7 protein-coding genes and 1 tRNA gene are annotated in these 14,815 nt (G+C 69.9%); 7 read left to right on the forward strand and 1 reads right to left on the reverse strand.

Annotated features, from left to right (window positions below):
* Positions 1 to 177: 177 nt before the first annotated feature.
* The 7 genes from gnd (at position 178) to OG562_RS21240 (ending at position 9,079) form a co-directional block, all read left to right on the forward strand.
* The gene (gnd, locus tag OG562_RS21210; protein WP_266400069.1) at positions 178 to 1,053 is read left to right on the forward strand and encodes a phosphogluconate dehydrogenase (NAD(+)-dependent, decarboxylating); all 876 of its coding nucleotides are present in this window, start codon (positions 178 to 180) and stop codon (positions 1,051 to 1,053) included.
* A gap of 85 nt (positions 1,054 to 1,138) precedes the next feature.
* A complete protein-coding gene (gene recF, locus OG562_RS21215; RefSeq protein WP_266400072.1) occupies positions 1,139 to 2,260 on the forward strand; it encodes a DNA replication/repair protein RecF in 1,122 nt (373 codons plus the stop codon).
* The gene (locus tag OG562_RS21220) at positions 2,257 to 2,787 is read left to right on the forward strand and encodes a DUF721 domain-containing protein (RefSeq protein ID WP_266400075.1); all 531 of its coding nucleotides are present in this window, start codon (positions 2,257 to 2,259) and stop codon (positions 2,785 to 2,787) included. The genes recF and OG562_RS21220 overlap by 4 nt, the downstream gene beginning before the upstream one ends.
* Before the next feature lie 590 nt (positions 2,788 to 3,377).
* Positions 3,378 to 5,438: a DNA topoisomerase (ATP-hydrolyzing) subunit B gene (gene gyrB / locus OG562_RS21225; protein ID WP_266409443.1), complete on the forward strand. Its 2,061-nt coding sequence runs from the start codon at positions 3,378 to 3,380 to the stop codon at positions 5,436 to 5,438.
* Positions 5,439 to 5,480: 42 nt separating this feature from the next.
* Positions 5,481 to 8,072, forward strand: a complete 2,592-nt coding sequence (gyrA, locus tag OG562_RS21230; RefSeq protein ID WP_266400076.1) for a DNA gyrase subunit A — start codon at positions 5,481 to 5,483, stop codon at positions 8,070 to 8,072.
* 18 nt (positions 8,073 to 8,090) lie between these two features.
* Positions 8,091 to 8,915 carry a DUF3566 domain-containing protein gene (locus tag OG562_RS21235; RefSeq protein ID WP_266400079.1) on the forward strand — a complete coding sequence of 275 codons (825 nt, stop codon included), beginning with the start codon at positions 8,091 to 8,093 and terminating at the stop codon, positions 8,913 to 8,915.
* Positions 8,916 to 9,002: 87 nt separating this feature from the next.
* A tRNA-Ile gene (locus tag OG562_RS21240) sits at positions 9,003 to 9,079 on the forward strand.
* A gap of 828 nt (positions 9,080 to 9,907) precedes the next feature.
* Here the strand turns inward: OG562_RS21240 and OG562_RS21245 are convergent.
* Positions 9,908 to 14,179 (reverse strand): AAA family ATPase, encoded by a 4,272-nt coding sequence (locus OG562_RS21245; RefSeq protein ID WP_266400080.1) that lies wholly within the window; start codon positions 14,177 to 14,179, stop codon positions 9,908 to 9,910.
* Positions 14,180 to 14,815: the final 636 nt, after the last annotated feature.

Genomic DNA, 14,815 nt, shown 5'->3' on the forward strand with positions numbered 1-14,815 from the left:
GTCGCCTGGAGTTGTCCACAGGCCGTGGAGAAAGTGTCCCGGCCTGTGGGGAAAACCGCAGGTGGGGCGGTACGTCTGAGCGCGTAGCCCCACAGGTGTGCGTGAGTGTCCGGGTCTAGGCTCGGACGTGGGCACGAAGGTGCCCCACACGCCACACAGCGACTTAAGGAACAACTGATGGAGCTCGGTCTCGTCGGCCTCGGCAAGATGGGCGGCAACATGCGCGAGCGGATCCGCCGCGCCGGCCACACCGTCGTCGGATTCGACCGCAACCCGGACCTCGCCGATGTCCACAGCCTCCAAGAACTTGTGGACAGGCTCGAGGGCCCGCGCGTGGTCTGGGTGATGGTCCCGGCCGGCGCCGCCACCCAGTCGACCGTCGACGAGCTCGCCGAGCTGCTCGAGCCAGGCGACACGGTCGTGGACGGCGGCAACTCCCGTTGGACGGACGACGAGAAGCACGCCGAGGAGCTGGCGGCCAAGGGCGTCGGCTTCGTCGACGCGGGCGTCTCCGGCGGCGTCTGGGGCCTGCAGAACGGCTACGCCCTGATGGTCGGCGGCGACAAGGAGCACGTCGAGCGCGTCCAGCCGATCTTCGACGCGCTCAAGCCGGAGGGCCCGTACGGCTACGTCCACGCGGGCAAGGTCGGCGCCGGGCACTTCTCGAAGATGGTCCACAACGGCATCGAGTACGCCATGATGCAGGCCTACGCCGAGGGCTGGGAGCTGCTGGAGAAGGTCGACTCCGTGGAGAACGTCCGCGAGGTCTTCCGCTCCTGGCAGGAGGGGACCGTCATCCGCTCCTGGCTGCTCGACCTGGCGGTCAACGCCCTCGACGACGACACCCACCTGGACAAGCTGCGCGGCTACGCGGAGGACTCCGGCGAAGGCCGCTGGACGGTCGAGGCCGCCGTCGACCACGCCGTGCCCCTGCCCGCCATCACCGCGTCCCTCTTCGCCCGGTTCGCCTCCCGCCAGGAGGACTCGCCGCAGATGAAGATGATCGCGGCACTGCGCAACCAGTTCGGCGGCCACGCCGTCGAGACGAAGTAAGCGGAAACGGTCCAAAAGCGGTCCGAATCCGAAGTAAGACATAGCAACCCGTATCCGAGCAGCCTGGGGAGGTCGGTGAACGACCATGCACGTCACGCATCTGTCGCTGGCCGACTTCCGCTCGTACGCCCGGGCCGAGGTGCCGCTTGACCCGGGCGTCACCGCCTTCGTGGGCCCCAACGGGCAGGGCAAGACGAACCTCGTCGAGGCCGTCGGCTATCTCGCCTCCCTCGGCAGTCACCGGGTCGCCTCCGATGCGCCCCTGGTCCGCATGGGCGCCGAGCGCGCGATCATCCGGGCCCAGGTCAAGCAGGGCGAGCGACAGCAGCTGATCGAGCTGGAGCTGAACCCGGGCAAGTCCAACCGCGCCCGCATCAACAGGTCCTCGCAGGTCAGACCCCGTGACGTGCTGGGCATCGTACGGACTGTGCTGTTCGCGCCCGAGGACCTCGCGCTGGTGAAGGGGGATCCCGGGGAGCGGCGGCGGTTCCTCGACGAGCTGATCACCGCGCGGTCCCCGCGGATGGCGGGGGTGCGGTCGGACTACGAGCGGGTGCTGAAGCAGCGCAACACACTGCTGAAGTCGGCGGCGCTGGCCCGTCGGCACGGCGGGCGTTCCATGGACCTGTCCACGCTCGACGTGTGGGACCAGCACCTCGCGCGCGCGGGCGCCGAGCTGCTCGCCCATCGGCTCGACCTGATCGCCTCCATCCAGCCGCTCGCCGACAAGGCGTACGAGCAGCTGGCCCCGGGCGGCGGTCCGATCGCACTGGAGTACCGGCCGTCCGCGCCCGGCGAGGCGCACACGCGCGAGGACCTCTACGCGCAGCTGACGGCCGCGCTGGCGGACGTGCGCAAGCAGGAGATCGAGCGGGGCGTCACCCTCGTGGGACCGCATCGGGACGATGTGATGTTCAGACTCGGCCAGCTGCCGGCCAAGGGGTACGCCTCCCACGGCGAGTCCTGGTCGTACGCGCTGGCGCTGCGTCTGGCCTCGTACGACCTGCTGCGGGCCGAGGGGAACGAGCCGGTGCTGGTGCTCGACGACGTCTTCGCCGAGCTGGACGCGCGCCGGCGGGAGCGGCTGGCGGAGCTGGTTGCGCCGGGCGAGCAGGTGCTGGTGACGGCCGCGGTCGACGACGACGTGCCGCAGGTGCTGAGCGGGACGCGGTACACGGTGTCGGACGGGGCGGTGGAGCGCGTATGACCGAGCCGGATCCGAAGAAGAACCCGGAGCCCTCCGGCGTCGACCTCGCGCGCGTGGCGCTCAGGGCGGCGCGCGAGCAGGCACGCGCGCGTGGGGACGCGGCGCAGCAGAAGAAGCAGGCGCGTCGCGGGGGCGGTCTGCGCTCCGGCGCGCGGGCGGACGGGCGCGACCCCATGGCGCTCGGCTCGGCGATCAACCGGCTGCTCACCGAGCGGGGCTGGGAGGCGCCGGCCGCGGTGGGCGGGGTGATGGGCCGCTGGCCGCAGATCGTCGGCGAGGACGTCGCCAAGCACTGCGAGCCGGAGCGGTACGACGAGGACGAGCGCGTCCTGGTGGTGCGCTGCGACTCCACGGCCTGGGCGACGAACCTGCGGCTGCTCGCCCCGACGCTGGTCGCCCGGCTCAACGAGGACCTGGGGCACGGTCGGGTGCAGCTGATCAAGGTGCAGGGCCCCAGCGGTCCCGTGCGCCGGTACGGGCCGTTGCGCGCTCCGGGCAGCACGGGGCCCGGTGACACCTACGGGTGACGCCCGCGCGCGGGGGTGACTTACCTCACGTACTTCGCGGATCCCGGTCTCTCACTTCTCTCACTTCTCCTGCACATCCTGCGTCTCTCGCGCCTCTTCGGCCGGGACGGTCCCGTCGTGCCGTCCCGGCCGTCGTTTTGTATGCCTGCGCCCGCCTCGGCGGCTGGCGTGCGTCCGCCCCTCGTCCGACCCGCGCACGACCTGCGGTCGGGGCTTGTTCGGGGCTTGTTCGGGGTGTTTTCGGGGGTGTGTTCGGGCCGTGCGCGGGGGCGAATCGGGACCTGACTCCGCAGTAGCCAAGGGTTGACACCCGGAAGCGCTGAGTGCCTCCGTGAGCCTCTTGGAGACCCCTTCCACATATCGGGACCCGGGCGAGGCGGGTTGAGGGCGGCACATCAGGACTCAGGTACCGGCAAACCCCCATCACTGTCGGCGCTACCGGTAGACTGGAAGCCGATCCCGCCCCAAACGTGGGGACCGCCCGGGAGACGCTGAGCAACGCTGATCAAGGCTTACCAACGCAACATGCCGCAGCCGCTCCGGCAACCCGCCGAGGAGCCTGGCTCGTGCTGTGCCAGAAAGGGCGCTTCGTGGCCGATTCCGGCAACCCCAACGAGAACATCCCGTCCACCGACGCCGGCGCCAACGTCAAGGCAGACACCTCGAACGGCGAGGTCACCGCCTCGTACGACGCCAGCGCCATCACCGTCCTCGAGGGTCTGGACGCGGTCCGCAAGCGACCCGGTATGTACATCGGCTCGACCGGTGAGCGCGGCCTGCACCACCTGGTGCAGGAAGTCGTCGACAACTCCGTCGACGAGGCGCTGGCCGGGCACGCGGACACGATCGACGTCACGATCCTTCCGGACGGCGGCGTGCGCGTCATCGACAACGGCCGGGGCATCCCGGTGGGCATCGTGCCCTCCGAGGGCAAGCCGGCCCTCGAGGTCGTGCTGACCGTGCTGCACGCGGGCGGCAAGTTCGGCGGCGGCGGCTACGCGGTCTCCGGCGGTCTGCACGGCGTGGGCGTCTCCGTCGTGAACGCGCTGTCCACGAGGGTCGCCGTCGAGGTCAAGACCGACGGCCACCGCTGGACGCAGGACTACAAGCTGGGCGTTCCGACGGCCCCGCTCGTCCAGCACGAGGCCACCGAGGAGACCGGCACCTCGGTCACCTTCTGGGCCGACGGCGACATCTTCGAGACCACCGAGTACTCCTTCGAGACGCTGTCGCGGCGCTTTCAGGAGATGGCGTTCCTCAACAAGGGTTTGACGATCAAACTCACTGACGAGCGCGAGGTGGCGAAGGCCACGGTCGGTGCGGACGAGGCGGGTGCGGACGAGAAGGACGAGGTCCGGTCCGTCACGTACCACTACGAGGGCGGCATCGTCGACTATGTGACGTACCTGAACTCCCGCAAGGGAGACCCGGTGCACCCGACGGTCATCGACCTCGAGGCCGAGGACAAGGAGCGCAGTCTCTCCCTCGAAGTCGCGATGCAGTGGAACAGCAGTTACAGCGAGGGCGTGTACTCCTTCGCCAACATCATCCACACGCACGAGGGCGGCACGCACGAAGAGGGCTTCCGCTCGGCGCTCACGAACCTGATCAACAAGTACGCGCGCGACAAGAAGCTGCTGCGTGAGAAGGACGACAACCTCACGGGCGACGACATCCGCGAGGGTCTGACGGCGATCATCTCGGTCAAGCTCAGCGAGCCGCAGTTCGAGGGCCAGACCAAGACCAAGCTGGGCAACACGGAGGCGAAGACCTTCGTCCAGAAGGCGGTCTACGAGCACCTCAACGACTGGCTGGACCGCAACCCGGTCGAGGCGGCGGACATCGTCCGCAAGGGCATCCAGGCGGCCACCGCGCGCGTGGCGGCCCGTAAGGCCCGCGACCTGACCCGGCGCAAGGGTCTGCTGGAGTCGGCGTCCCTGCCGGGCAAGCTCTCCGACTGCCAGTCGAACGACCCGACCAAGTGCGAGATCTTCATCGTCGAGGGAGACTCCGCCGGCGGCTCGGCCAAGTCCGGCCGCAACCCGCAGTACCAGGCGATCCTCCCGATCCGAGGCAAGATCCTCAACGTGGAGAAGGCGCGGATCGACAAGATCCTGCAGAACCAGGAGATCCAGGCGCTGATCTCCGCCTTCGGCACCGGCGTGCACGAGGACTTCGACATCGCCAAGCTCCGCTATCACAAGATCATCCTGATGGCGGACGCCGACGTCGACGGTCAGCACATCAACACCCTGCTGCTGACCTTCCTGTTCCGCTTCATGCGGAAGCTGGTCGAGGAGGGGCACGTCTACCTCTCCCGCCCGCCGCTCTACAAGATCAAGTGGGGCCGTGAGGACGTGGAGTACGCGTACTCCGACCGCGAGCGCGACGCGCTGCTCGAGATGGGCCGCCAGCGCGGCAAGCGGGTGCGCGACGACTCGATCCAGCGCTTCAAGGGCCTCGGCGAGATGAACGCCGAGGAGCTGCGCATCACGACGATGGACCAGGAGCACCGCGTCCTCGGCCAGGTCACCCTCGACGACGCCGCCCAGGCCGACGACCTGTTCTCGGTCCTCATGGGCGAGGACGTCGAGGCCCGTCGCGCCTTCATCCAGCGCAACGCCAAGGACGTCCGCTTCCTCGACATCTGAGTCGGTCTCAGCTGACCGCACCAGGAAGGATCCTCACCAGCAATGACCGACAACACTCCGGTGACGCCTGAAGAAGGCGGCGAGATCGTCCTCCGCGTCGAGCCCGTCGGGCTCGAGACGGAGATGCAGCGCTCCTATCTCGACTACGCGATGTCCGTCATCGTCTCGCGCGCGCTGCCCGACGTCCGGGACGGCCTCAAGCCCGTCCACCGTCGCGTGCTGTACGCCATGTACGACGGCGGCTACCGGCCCGAGAAGGGCTTCTACAAGTGCGCCCGCGTCGTCGGCGACGTCATGGGCAACTACCACCCGCACGGCGACTCCTCGATCTACGACGCGCTGGTCCGCCTCGCGCAGCCGTGGTCGATGCGGATGCCGCTGGTGGACTCCAACGGCAACTTCGGCTCTCCCGGCAACGACCCGGCGGCCGCCATGCGGTACACCGAGTGCAAGATGATGCCGCTGTCCATGGAGATGGTCCGCGACATCGACGAGGAGACCGTCGACTTCACGGACAACTACGACGGCCGCTCCCAGGAGCCGACCGTCCTGCCCGCCCGCTTCCCGAACCTGCTGATCAACGGCTCGGCCGGCATCGCGGTCGGCATGGCGACCAACATCCCCTCGCACAACCTGCGCGAAGTCGCCTCCGGCGCCCAGTGGTACCTGGAGAACCCGGAGGCCTCGCACGAGGAGCTCCTGGACGCCCTCATCGAGCGCATCAAGGGCCCCGACTTCCCGACCGGCGCGCTCGTCGTCGGCCGCAAGGGCATCGAGGAGGCATACCGCACGGGCCGTGGCTCCATCACGATGCGCGCGGTCGTCGAGGTCGAGGAGATCCAGGGCCGCCAGTGCCTGGTGGTGACGGAGCTGCCGTACCAGGTCAACCCCGACAACCTGGCGCAGAAGATCGCCGACCTGGTGAAGGACGGCAAGATCGGCGGCATCGCGGACGTCCGCGACGAGACCAGCTCCCGCACGGGGCAGCGTCTGGTCATCGTGCTGAAGCGGGACGCCGTCGCGAAGGTCGTCCTGAACAACCTCTACAAGCACACGGACCTGCAGTCGAACTTCGGCGCGAACATGCTCGCCCTGGTCGACGGAGTCCCGCGCACCCTGTCCCTCGACGCGTTCATCCGCCACTGGGTGACGCACCAGATCGAGGTCATCGTCCGCCGTACGCGCTTCCGGCTGCGCAAGGCGGAGGAGCGGGCGCACATCCTGCGCGGCCTGCTGAAGGCCCTGGACGCCATCGACGAGGTCATCGCGCTGATCCGGCGCAGCGACACCGTCGACATCGCGCGCACGGGTCTGATGAGCCTCCTGGAGATCGACGAGATCCAGGCCAACGCCATCCTCGAGATGCAGCTGCGCCGCCTGGCCGCCCTGGAGCGTCAGAAGATCGTCCAGGAGCACGACGAACTCCAGGCGAAGATCAACGAGTACAACGCGATCCTCGCGTCCCCGGTCCGCCAGCGGGGCATCGTGAGCGAGGAGCTCGCCGCGATCGTCGAGAAGTACGGCGACGACCGCAAGACGATGCTGGTGCCCTACGACGGTGACATGTCCATCGAGGACCTGATCGCCGAGGAGGACATCGTCGTCACCGTCACGCGCGGCGGCTACGTCAAGCGCACCAAGGCGGACGACTACCGTGCGCAGAAGCGCGGCGGCAAGGGCGTGCGCGGCGCGAAGCTGAAGGAAGACGACATCGTCGACCACTTCTTCGTCTCCACCACGCACCACTGGCTGCTGTTCTTCACCAACAAGGGCCGCGTCTACCGGGCGAAGGCCTATGAGCTGCCCGACGCCGGACGTGACGCGCGTGGACAGCACGTCGCGAACCTGCTGGCCTTCCAGCCGGACGAGGCGATCGCCGAGATCCTCGCGATCCGCGACTACGAGGCGGCGCCGTACCTGGTCCTCGCGACCAAGGGCGGCCTGGTCAAGAAGACGCCTCTGAAGGATTACGATTCGCCCCGTTCCGGCGGTGTCATCGCGATCAACCTCCGGGAGACGGAGGACGGTTCCGACGACGAACTGATCGGAGCCGAACTCGTCTCGGCCGAGGACGATCTGCTGCTGATCAGCAAGAAGGCACAGTCGATCAGGTTCACGGCCACGGACGACGCGCTGCGGCCCATGGGCCGTGCCACCTCGGGTGTCAAGGGCATGAGCTTCCGTGAGGGAGACCAGCTGCTCTCGATGAATGTTGTTCGACCCGGTACGTTCGTGTTCACTGCCACAGACGGCGGGTACGCGAAGCGGACCAACGTCGACGAGTACCGCGTCCAGGGTCGCGGCGGCCTCGGCATCAAGGCCGCCAAGATCGTCGAGGACCGCGGCTCGCTCGTGGGCGCGCTGGTGGTCGAGGAGACCGACGAGATCCTCGCCATCACGCTGTCGGGCGGTGTGATTCGTACGCGAGTCAACGAGATCAGGGAGACGGGCCGTGACACCATGGGCGTCCAACTGATCAACCTGGGCAAGCGCGATGCCGTCGTCGGCATCGCACGTAACGCCGAAGCGGGGCGTGAGGCGGAGGAGGTCGACGGCGAGGACGCCGTGGACGAGACCGCCGAGGGCGCCGCGACCACCGGCACGGACGAGGGTGAGTCGCCCTCGGTCGAGTAGCACGAGGAGAGAGTCATCGTGAGCGGAGCCACGGGCGCCGGTACGTCTGCCGGTACGGACAAGGACGGCGGCGGCCGTGGCTCCGCCGCGCCGGCGGGGGACGCGCGTACGACCGACGCGCGGGGCGCCGACGGGCGGGGAGCCGAGGGGCGTCCGGGAGCCGAGGGGCGTCCCGCGGACACGCACACGACCCAGCTCAAGGCGATCAAGCCGCCGCCGGCCGACTCGCCCTCGCCCGACACGCAGGGATCCCAGGGGGGAACCGTGACGGACACCCGAGGCCCGAAGTCACAGCAGGCCCAGCAGTCGCAACAGGCTCAGCAGGAGGCGTCGCCGCTTCCCGGGGAGCGGCGGCCCCAGCAGCCCGCCGGGCCCTACCACCCGCCGCAGGCCTACGCGGCGCAGGCGACCGCGGCCCCCGCGCCGCCCGGCGTCGTACGGCGTCCGCGCACCGGCGCGCGCACCGCGCCGCGAGTGCGCAAGGCGCGGCTGCGGGTGTCGAAGGCCGACCCGTGGTCGGTGATGAAGGTCAGCTTCCTGCTCTCGATCGCGCTGGGCATCTGCACGATCGTCGCGGCGGCCGTGCTGTGGATGGTCATGGACGCGATGGGCGTCTTCTCGACGGTCGGCGGCACCATCTCGGAGGCGACCGGCTCGAACGAGTCGAACGGCTTCGACCTGCAGTCCTTCCTGTCCCTCCCCCACGTCCTGATGTTCACGTCGATCATCGCGGTCATCGACGTCGTCCTCGCGACGGCCCTCGCGACGCTCGGCGCGTTCATCTACAACCTCTCCGCAGGCTTCGTCGGCGGCGTCGAGCTGACGCTCGCCGAGGACGAGTGAGCGGCCCCGACTATCGATTTTGGGACTGCCCCGGTCGTGCGCTAATCTTCAGGAGTCAGCGCGCGGGACAACACCGCAGAGCGCGGCGGGGCTATAGCTCAGTTGGTTAGAGCGCATCCCTGATAAGGATGAGGCCACAGGTTCAAATCCTGTTAGCCCCACCAGCGAAAAGACCCCCAACCAATCATGGTTGGGGGTCTTTTGACATCTACGGCTGACACCAACGGTCGTGAGCGGTCGGGAACGGCTGCGGTCAGCCTGCTCAGCCCGGTGCCCGGTCAGTCAGAGGTGGCCGAGGATGCAGTGGGCGGGGCAGGAGCGTCGTTTCCTGACCCGCTGGTGACCGTCTTGCCCGGGTCCACGGGGGAGACCGTTTCGGTGACCGTCACGATCACGGTCGGAGCGGCCGAGGGTGATGAGGGGCCGGAGTGCTGGGGAGGGGCCGGCCCGGTGCTCTCTCCGCTGGAGGGAGGGAGCGCACTGTCGAGCGATGACTTCCCGGGGGGCCGCGTGCCGGCGGTGTGACTGCCGTATGGCGTCGGGAATGTCGGCGTCGCCGAGTGGTCGGGTTCCTCCTGATTCAGGCTGCTGAAGACGACTACAGCGAGCAGAACCAGGCCCACCCCCATCAGGGCGGCGCCTACCCACACCAGGCGTGATCGCCTCTGCCCTGCCTGCTTACGGTCCCTCACTCCACCAGGTTGCGACATGATCACAGGCCGTGCCAGACGATCACGGTCGAAGGTCGGGGAGGCGGGCGACCGGCCCACGACTGCTGGGGCCGGTGTTTCCCGGGTCGCAGGTGTGTTCCCGGGCCGTAGGTGTTTGCCCGGCTGTGGGTGTTGTGTGCGTGCGGGCATGTCAACGCCCGGTCGCTGGCGACGGGGGATGCACCAGCGACCGGGCTATGGCCAAGGCTAACAAGGGTGGTTGGTCGGTGGGGGGTGACTGCTCAGGCGTAGGGGGGAGTTGTGATCGGGATCACTCTGGGCTCAGGAGTCGCACGGGGGGTCGTACGAGAGGCGGGGGAGGTACTCGTGCCACTTCTCGGGGGTCAGGACGCGTTGGGTGGTGGCGCAGATGCGGTGGATGGCGTCGTCCACGTCCAGGTTCCAGAGGCGGACGGTGTCGGCGCCGCTGGAGACGCCGAGCATGCGGGTGTTGGGGCTGAAGGAGAGGAAGTTGCCGGTCTTGGCGTTGGGGCTCATGGACTGGCCGATGGGGGAGGCGTCGGAGGGGACGCTGACGTTCCACAGGCGGACCGTGTTGTCGTCGCCGCCGCTGGCGAGGGTGTGGCCGTCGCGGCTGTAGGTGAGGGAGACGACCGCCTCGGAGTGCCCGGTGAGGGGAGAGCCGAGGCGGGTCGCGCCGGCCGGGTCGGTGATGTCCCAGAGCCGGACCGTGTCGTCGTCGCTGCCGCTGGCCAGCGTGTGGCCGTCCGGGCTGTAGGCGAGGGAGTTGACGGGTGCCGCGTGGCCTGTGAGGGGCTTGCCGAGCGGGGTCGTGCGGTGCGGGTCGGTGACGTTCCACAGCCGGATGGTGCCGTCCGCGCTGCCGCTGGCGAGGGTGCGCCCGTCCGGGCTGAAGACCAGGGAGTTGATGTAGCCCTTGTGGCCGGTGAGCGGGTTGCCGAGCGGGACGACGTGGGAGGGGTCGCTGACGTTCCACAGCCGGATGGTGCGGTCGTCGTAGGCGGTCGCCAGGATTCGTCCGTCGGGGCTGAAGCCCAGCGCCTCGGGGCCCATGAAGCGGGTCTTCAGGGGGATGGGCGGTCCGGAGGAGACCGGGTGGGACGGGTCAGTGACGTTCCACAGGTACACCAGGCGGTCCGGCGACAGCACGGCGAGGGTGCGGCCGTCGGGGGAGAACGCCGGTGAGCGGTCGCCGCTGTCCCCGGGCATGAACGGTTCGCTCAGCGACACCGGACGGTCGGGGGACTCCACGTTCCACAGCCGGACGCGTCCGTCGCGTGCGGCCGTGGCGAGCACCTTCCCGTCCGGGCGGAACACCCCGCTGCGGCCGATCATGTCCGACGTCGGGATCGACCACAGGCGGACCTTGTTGTCGCCGCTGCCGGTGGCGAGGGTGGCGCCGTCGGGGCTGAAGCCGAGGGCGTACATCTCGCCGCTGCCGCCCGAGAGGGGCTCGCCGACCTGGGACGGGAACTCCGGATCGCTCACGTTCCACAGGCTCGCCGTGCTGTCGGCGCTGGCGGCGGCCAGCATGGAGCCGTCCGAGGAGAAGGCGACGGACCAGATGGGACCGGTGTGCCCGGCGAGCGGCGTGCCGATGGCCGCCGCACGACCCGGGTCCGACACGTTCCACAGCCGTACGGTGTCGTCCGCGCTGCCGCTGGCGAGGGTGCGCCCGTCGGGACTGAAGGCGACCGAGTGCACCGTGCCGTCATGGCCGGTGAGCGTCTTCGGGAGGGCCTTGGGACGGGCCGGATCGGCCGTGTTCCACAGTCGTACGGTGTTGTCGTCGCCGCCGGTCGCCAGCGTCCGTCCGTCGGGGCTGAAGGCGAGGGAGCGGACGGCGCCGGTGTGGCCGGTCAGGGTGGCGAGGGCGGTCGGCCGGCTCGGGTCCGTCATGTTCCACAGGCCGACGGTGTGGTCCTCGTCGGCGGTGGCCAGGACCTTGCCGTCCGGGCTGAAGGCGATCAGGTAGATCGTGCCGCCCTTGCCGGCCAGGGGCGTGCCGAGGGGCTTCGGCCGGCTCGGGTCGGTGACGTCCCACCGGCGGATCGTTCCGTCGTCGCCGGCGCTGGCGAGGGTGCGGCCGTCCGGGCTGAAGACCGCGCTGCTCACCCAGCTCTTGTTCCCGGTGAGCGGCTTGCCCAGCAGTGCGGGGTGAGCGGGGTCGGCCACGTCCCACAGCCGGACCGTGCGGTCGGAGCTGGCTGTGGCCAGGACCTTGCCGCTGGGGCTGAAGGAGGTGAGGTAGACGGCGCCGGTGTGGCCGAGGAGCGGGGTGGCCAGCGGGGCGTTGACGATCGAGATCAGCCGGTTGCGGGCGCCCGCGTCGTCGGGGCGCAGCCGGTGGGCGACCAGGTCGAGCTGGGCGGACAGCGACGGGTCCGTGTACTGGACGCGGTCGGCCTCGGCGACGACCTGCTCGAACACGGCGTCGTTGCGCTGCTGCCAGGCGATGACGGCCGCGCCGCCGGCGAGGATCGCGAGGACGACGAGCGTCGACACCGCGGCGCGGCTGATCCACACCGTGCGCTTGCGCAGCCGGACCGAGGCGGCCAGGAAGTCCACCGCGCTGCGGGTCAGGAAGGTGTCGCCGGCCGACTTGGCCCAGCTGTGGGCCTGTTCCAGCCGGGAACCGCGGTAGAGCAGCGAGGAGTCGCGGTGCGAGCCCTCCCAGGCCCGGCCGTCCTCCTCCAGCCGCTGGCGCACCAGGTGGTCGCTGCGGTCCTCGTCGATCCATTCGCGCAGTCGCGGCCAGGCGGTCAGCAGGGCTTCGTGGGTGATCTCCACGGACTCCGAGTCGAGCGTCACCAGCCGGGCGCGGACCAGCGCCTCCAGCGACTCCTCCGTCTTGTCGGGGTCGGTCGACTCCTCCGCCAGCTGGCGTCGGGTCCCGCGTCGGCGGGTGGCCTGGGTGTCCTCGCCGAGCCGGACCAGTCGGAGCAGGAGCAGTCGTGCGGCGGTGCGGGCGGCGGGGTCGAGGCCGGACCAGGCCCGCTCGGCGGTCGCCGCGACGGCTCCCTGGATGCCGCCGGCGGCGCGGTAGCCGGAGAGTGTCAGTCGTCCCGCCTTGCGGCGCTGCCAGGTGGCGAGCAGGGCGTGCGAGAGGAGCGGCAGCACGCCCGCGTCGTGCGCCCCGCGCGGGCCGTCGGCGCTCACCTCCCGCACGATCAGCTCGGCGAGGCCGGGTTCCAGCTCCAGTCCCACGGCCTTGGCGGGGCGGTTCACCGCCTCGCGCAGCTCGGTCGTGGTGAGCGGGCCCAGCACCATGTGCCGGTGCTGGAGGGCGTCGGCGAGCTCGGGGTAGCCGAGGCACTGCTCGTAGAAGTCGGCGCGGATGCCGAGGACGACGAGGATGGGGGCCGCCGTGTCGTCGGCGGCGCCGTGCTCGGTGTGTGTGGCGGGTCCGGTGGGTGTGGTGGGGGCGTTGGGTGACTTGGATGTCTTGGGCGCTTCGGGTGTGTCGAGGGCCCCCGGTTCTACGGGTCCTACGGGTTCTCCGGGTCCTGCAGACGCGAGAGAGGCCGCGTGGACGACAGGTACGACAGGTACGACAGGTACGACAGGTGTGACAGGGGTGACGGGCACGGCGGGGACGGCGGCCGGTGTGCTCGCGGTGTGCAGGAGCTGGATGAAGGCGCGCCTGGCCGTCTCGTCGGAGCAGAGGGTGAACGCCTCCTCGAACTGGTCGACGATGAGGACCGGGCGGGCGCCGGAGGGCGTCTCGCGGCGCGTCCACGCCGTCACGGCTTCGCGTACGGCGTCGGCGAAGCCCGGGGTGCGAGGGTCGTCCTTCGCCGTCGGCTGCGCCGCGTCGAGCGCGGCGGGGACGAGGGGGGCGAGCTCGGGAATCCGGGCGGTCAGCTCCGCGATGGGGTCGGCGCCCGGGACGAGGTGCAGGACCTCCCGGGCCCGGCCGTCGGCGTCGCCCAGGCCGTCGGCGTCGCCGAGCGCGCCGTCCTGCAGCGCGGGCACCAGGCCGGCGCTCAGCAGCGAGGACTTGCCCGCCCCCGAGGCGCCCACGAGCATGACCAGGCCGCCGGTGCCCTCCGCCGCGCGGAGTTGGGCGACGAGGGCGTCCGTGCTGCGCTCCCGGCCGAAGAACCAACGGGCGTCCTGCTGACGGTAGGAGGCCAGGCCCCGGTAGGGGCACACCCCGCCGGGGACGGCGGGAGCCTCGGCCGAGGGCTGCTGTTCCTTCTCCTCCTCGGAGGACGTGGGGCTTTCGCCGACCGGATCGGCCAGCGCGCGCTCCCACATGCGCTGCCACTGCGCCAGGTCGTACAGTCCTGTGGAGACCGGCGCGGGCCGTGCGCGTCTGGCCTCGGGTATGAGCACGTGCAGCACCGCCGCGAGGGCGGCGAACTGGGCGGGCACGTTCCTGGCGCGCCGCCAGTCGCTGATCCGCTGTGCGGACACCCGTACCGGGCGTCCTCGTTCGTCGATCCGCTGAAGTCGGACGACTGCCTCGGACACGCGCTTGAGCGGAGGATTGCCGGCCTCCTTGTACAGCAGCGCGAGACGTTCCGCGAAAGCTGTGCGTGCCTCTGAGTCGAGACTCAAGGCCTCCACCCCTTACTTCCCCCGCACCTGAATCCGGACCGGAAAACTCACCTTATACGGCTGACCTGCGAAGAAGCGGCGGACCGGACGCCGGGGCCTCCTCGGAACGAGCCCCAGCTGGCAGGATCCGGACGCAGTAGCCCCACAGTTGGGAGTCGCCCTGACAGGTCCCCAGCTCAGGGCTTCGGGGCAGTGTGAGGCGCCGCATGTTCTCGGCCGTTTTCGCCGCAGCGACGCCCGGCTTCTCGACCCGCGCCCTTGTGGCATGGGATCGATGCACACCCGCACCGTTCGGCAGCGGTCCGCACGAGGGGAGGGACCGGTGCCGAACGGTGTGGTGTGTGGACTCGTCCCGCCGCGTCCTTCCGCCTGACGCGCCCTCCGCCTGACGCGCTCTCAGCCCGACGCCCTCTTCCGTCCGACGCCTCTTCCGTCCGACGTCGGCCTGTCTCCCGCCGGTACACGTCTCTCTCGGCTCTCGGCTCTCGGCTCTCGGCTCTCGGGTCTCGGCTCTCGGGTCTCCCTCCTCTCCCTCATGTCCCTTGTCTCCGCGTGACGTTCCACATGTTCGGATGCTTGATTCCCTTTAGGTGAGAATGTAGTTTTCAAAAACTGAGAGCGTGGATTCAGCTTGGTGCGAGGGCC

Source organism: Streptomyces sp. NBC_01275, assembly GCF_026340655.1.
In the GTDB taxonomy this organism is placed as follows: domain Bacteria; phylum Actinomycetota; class Actinomycetes; order Streptomycetales; family Streptomycetaceae; genus Streptomyces.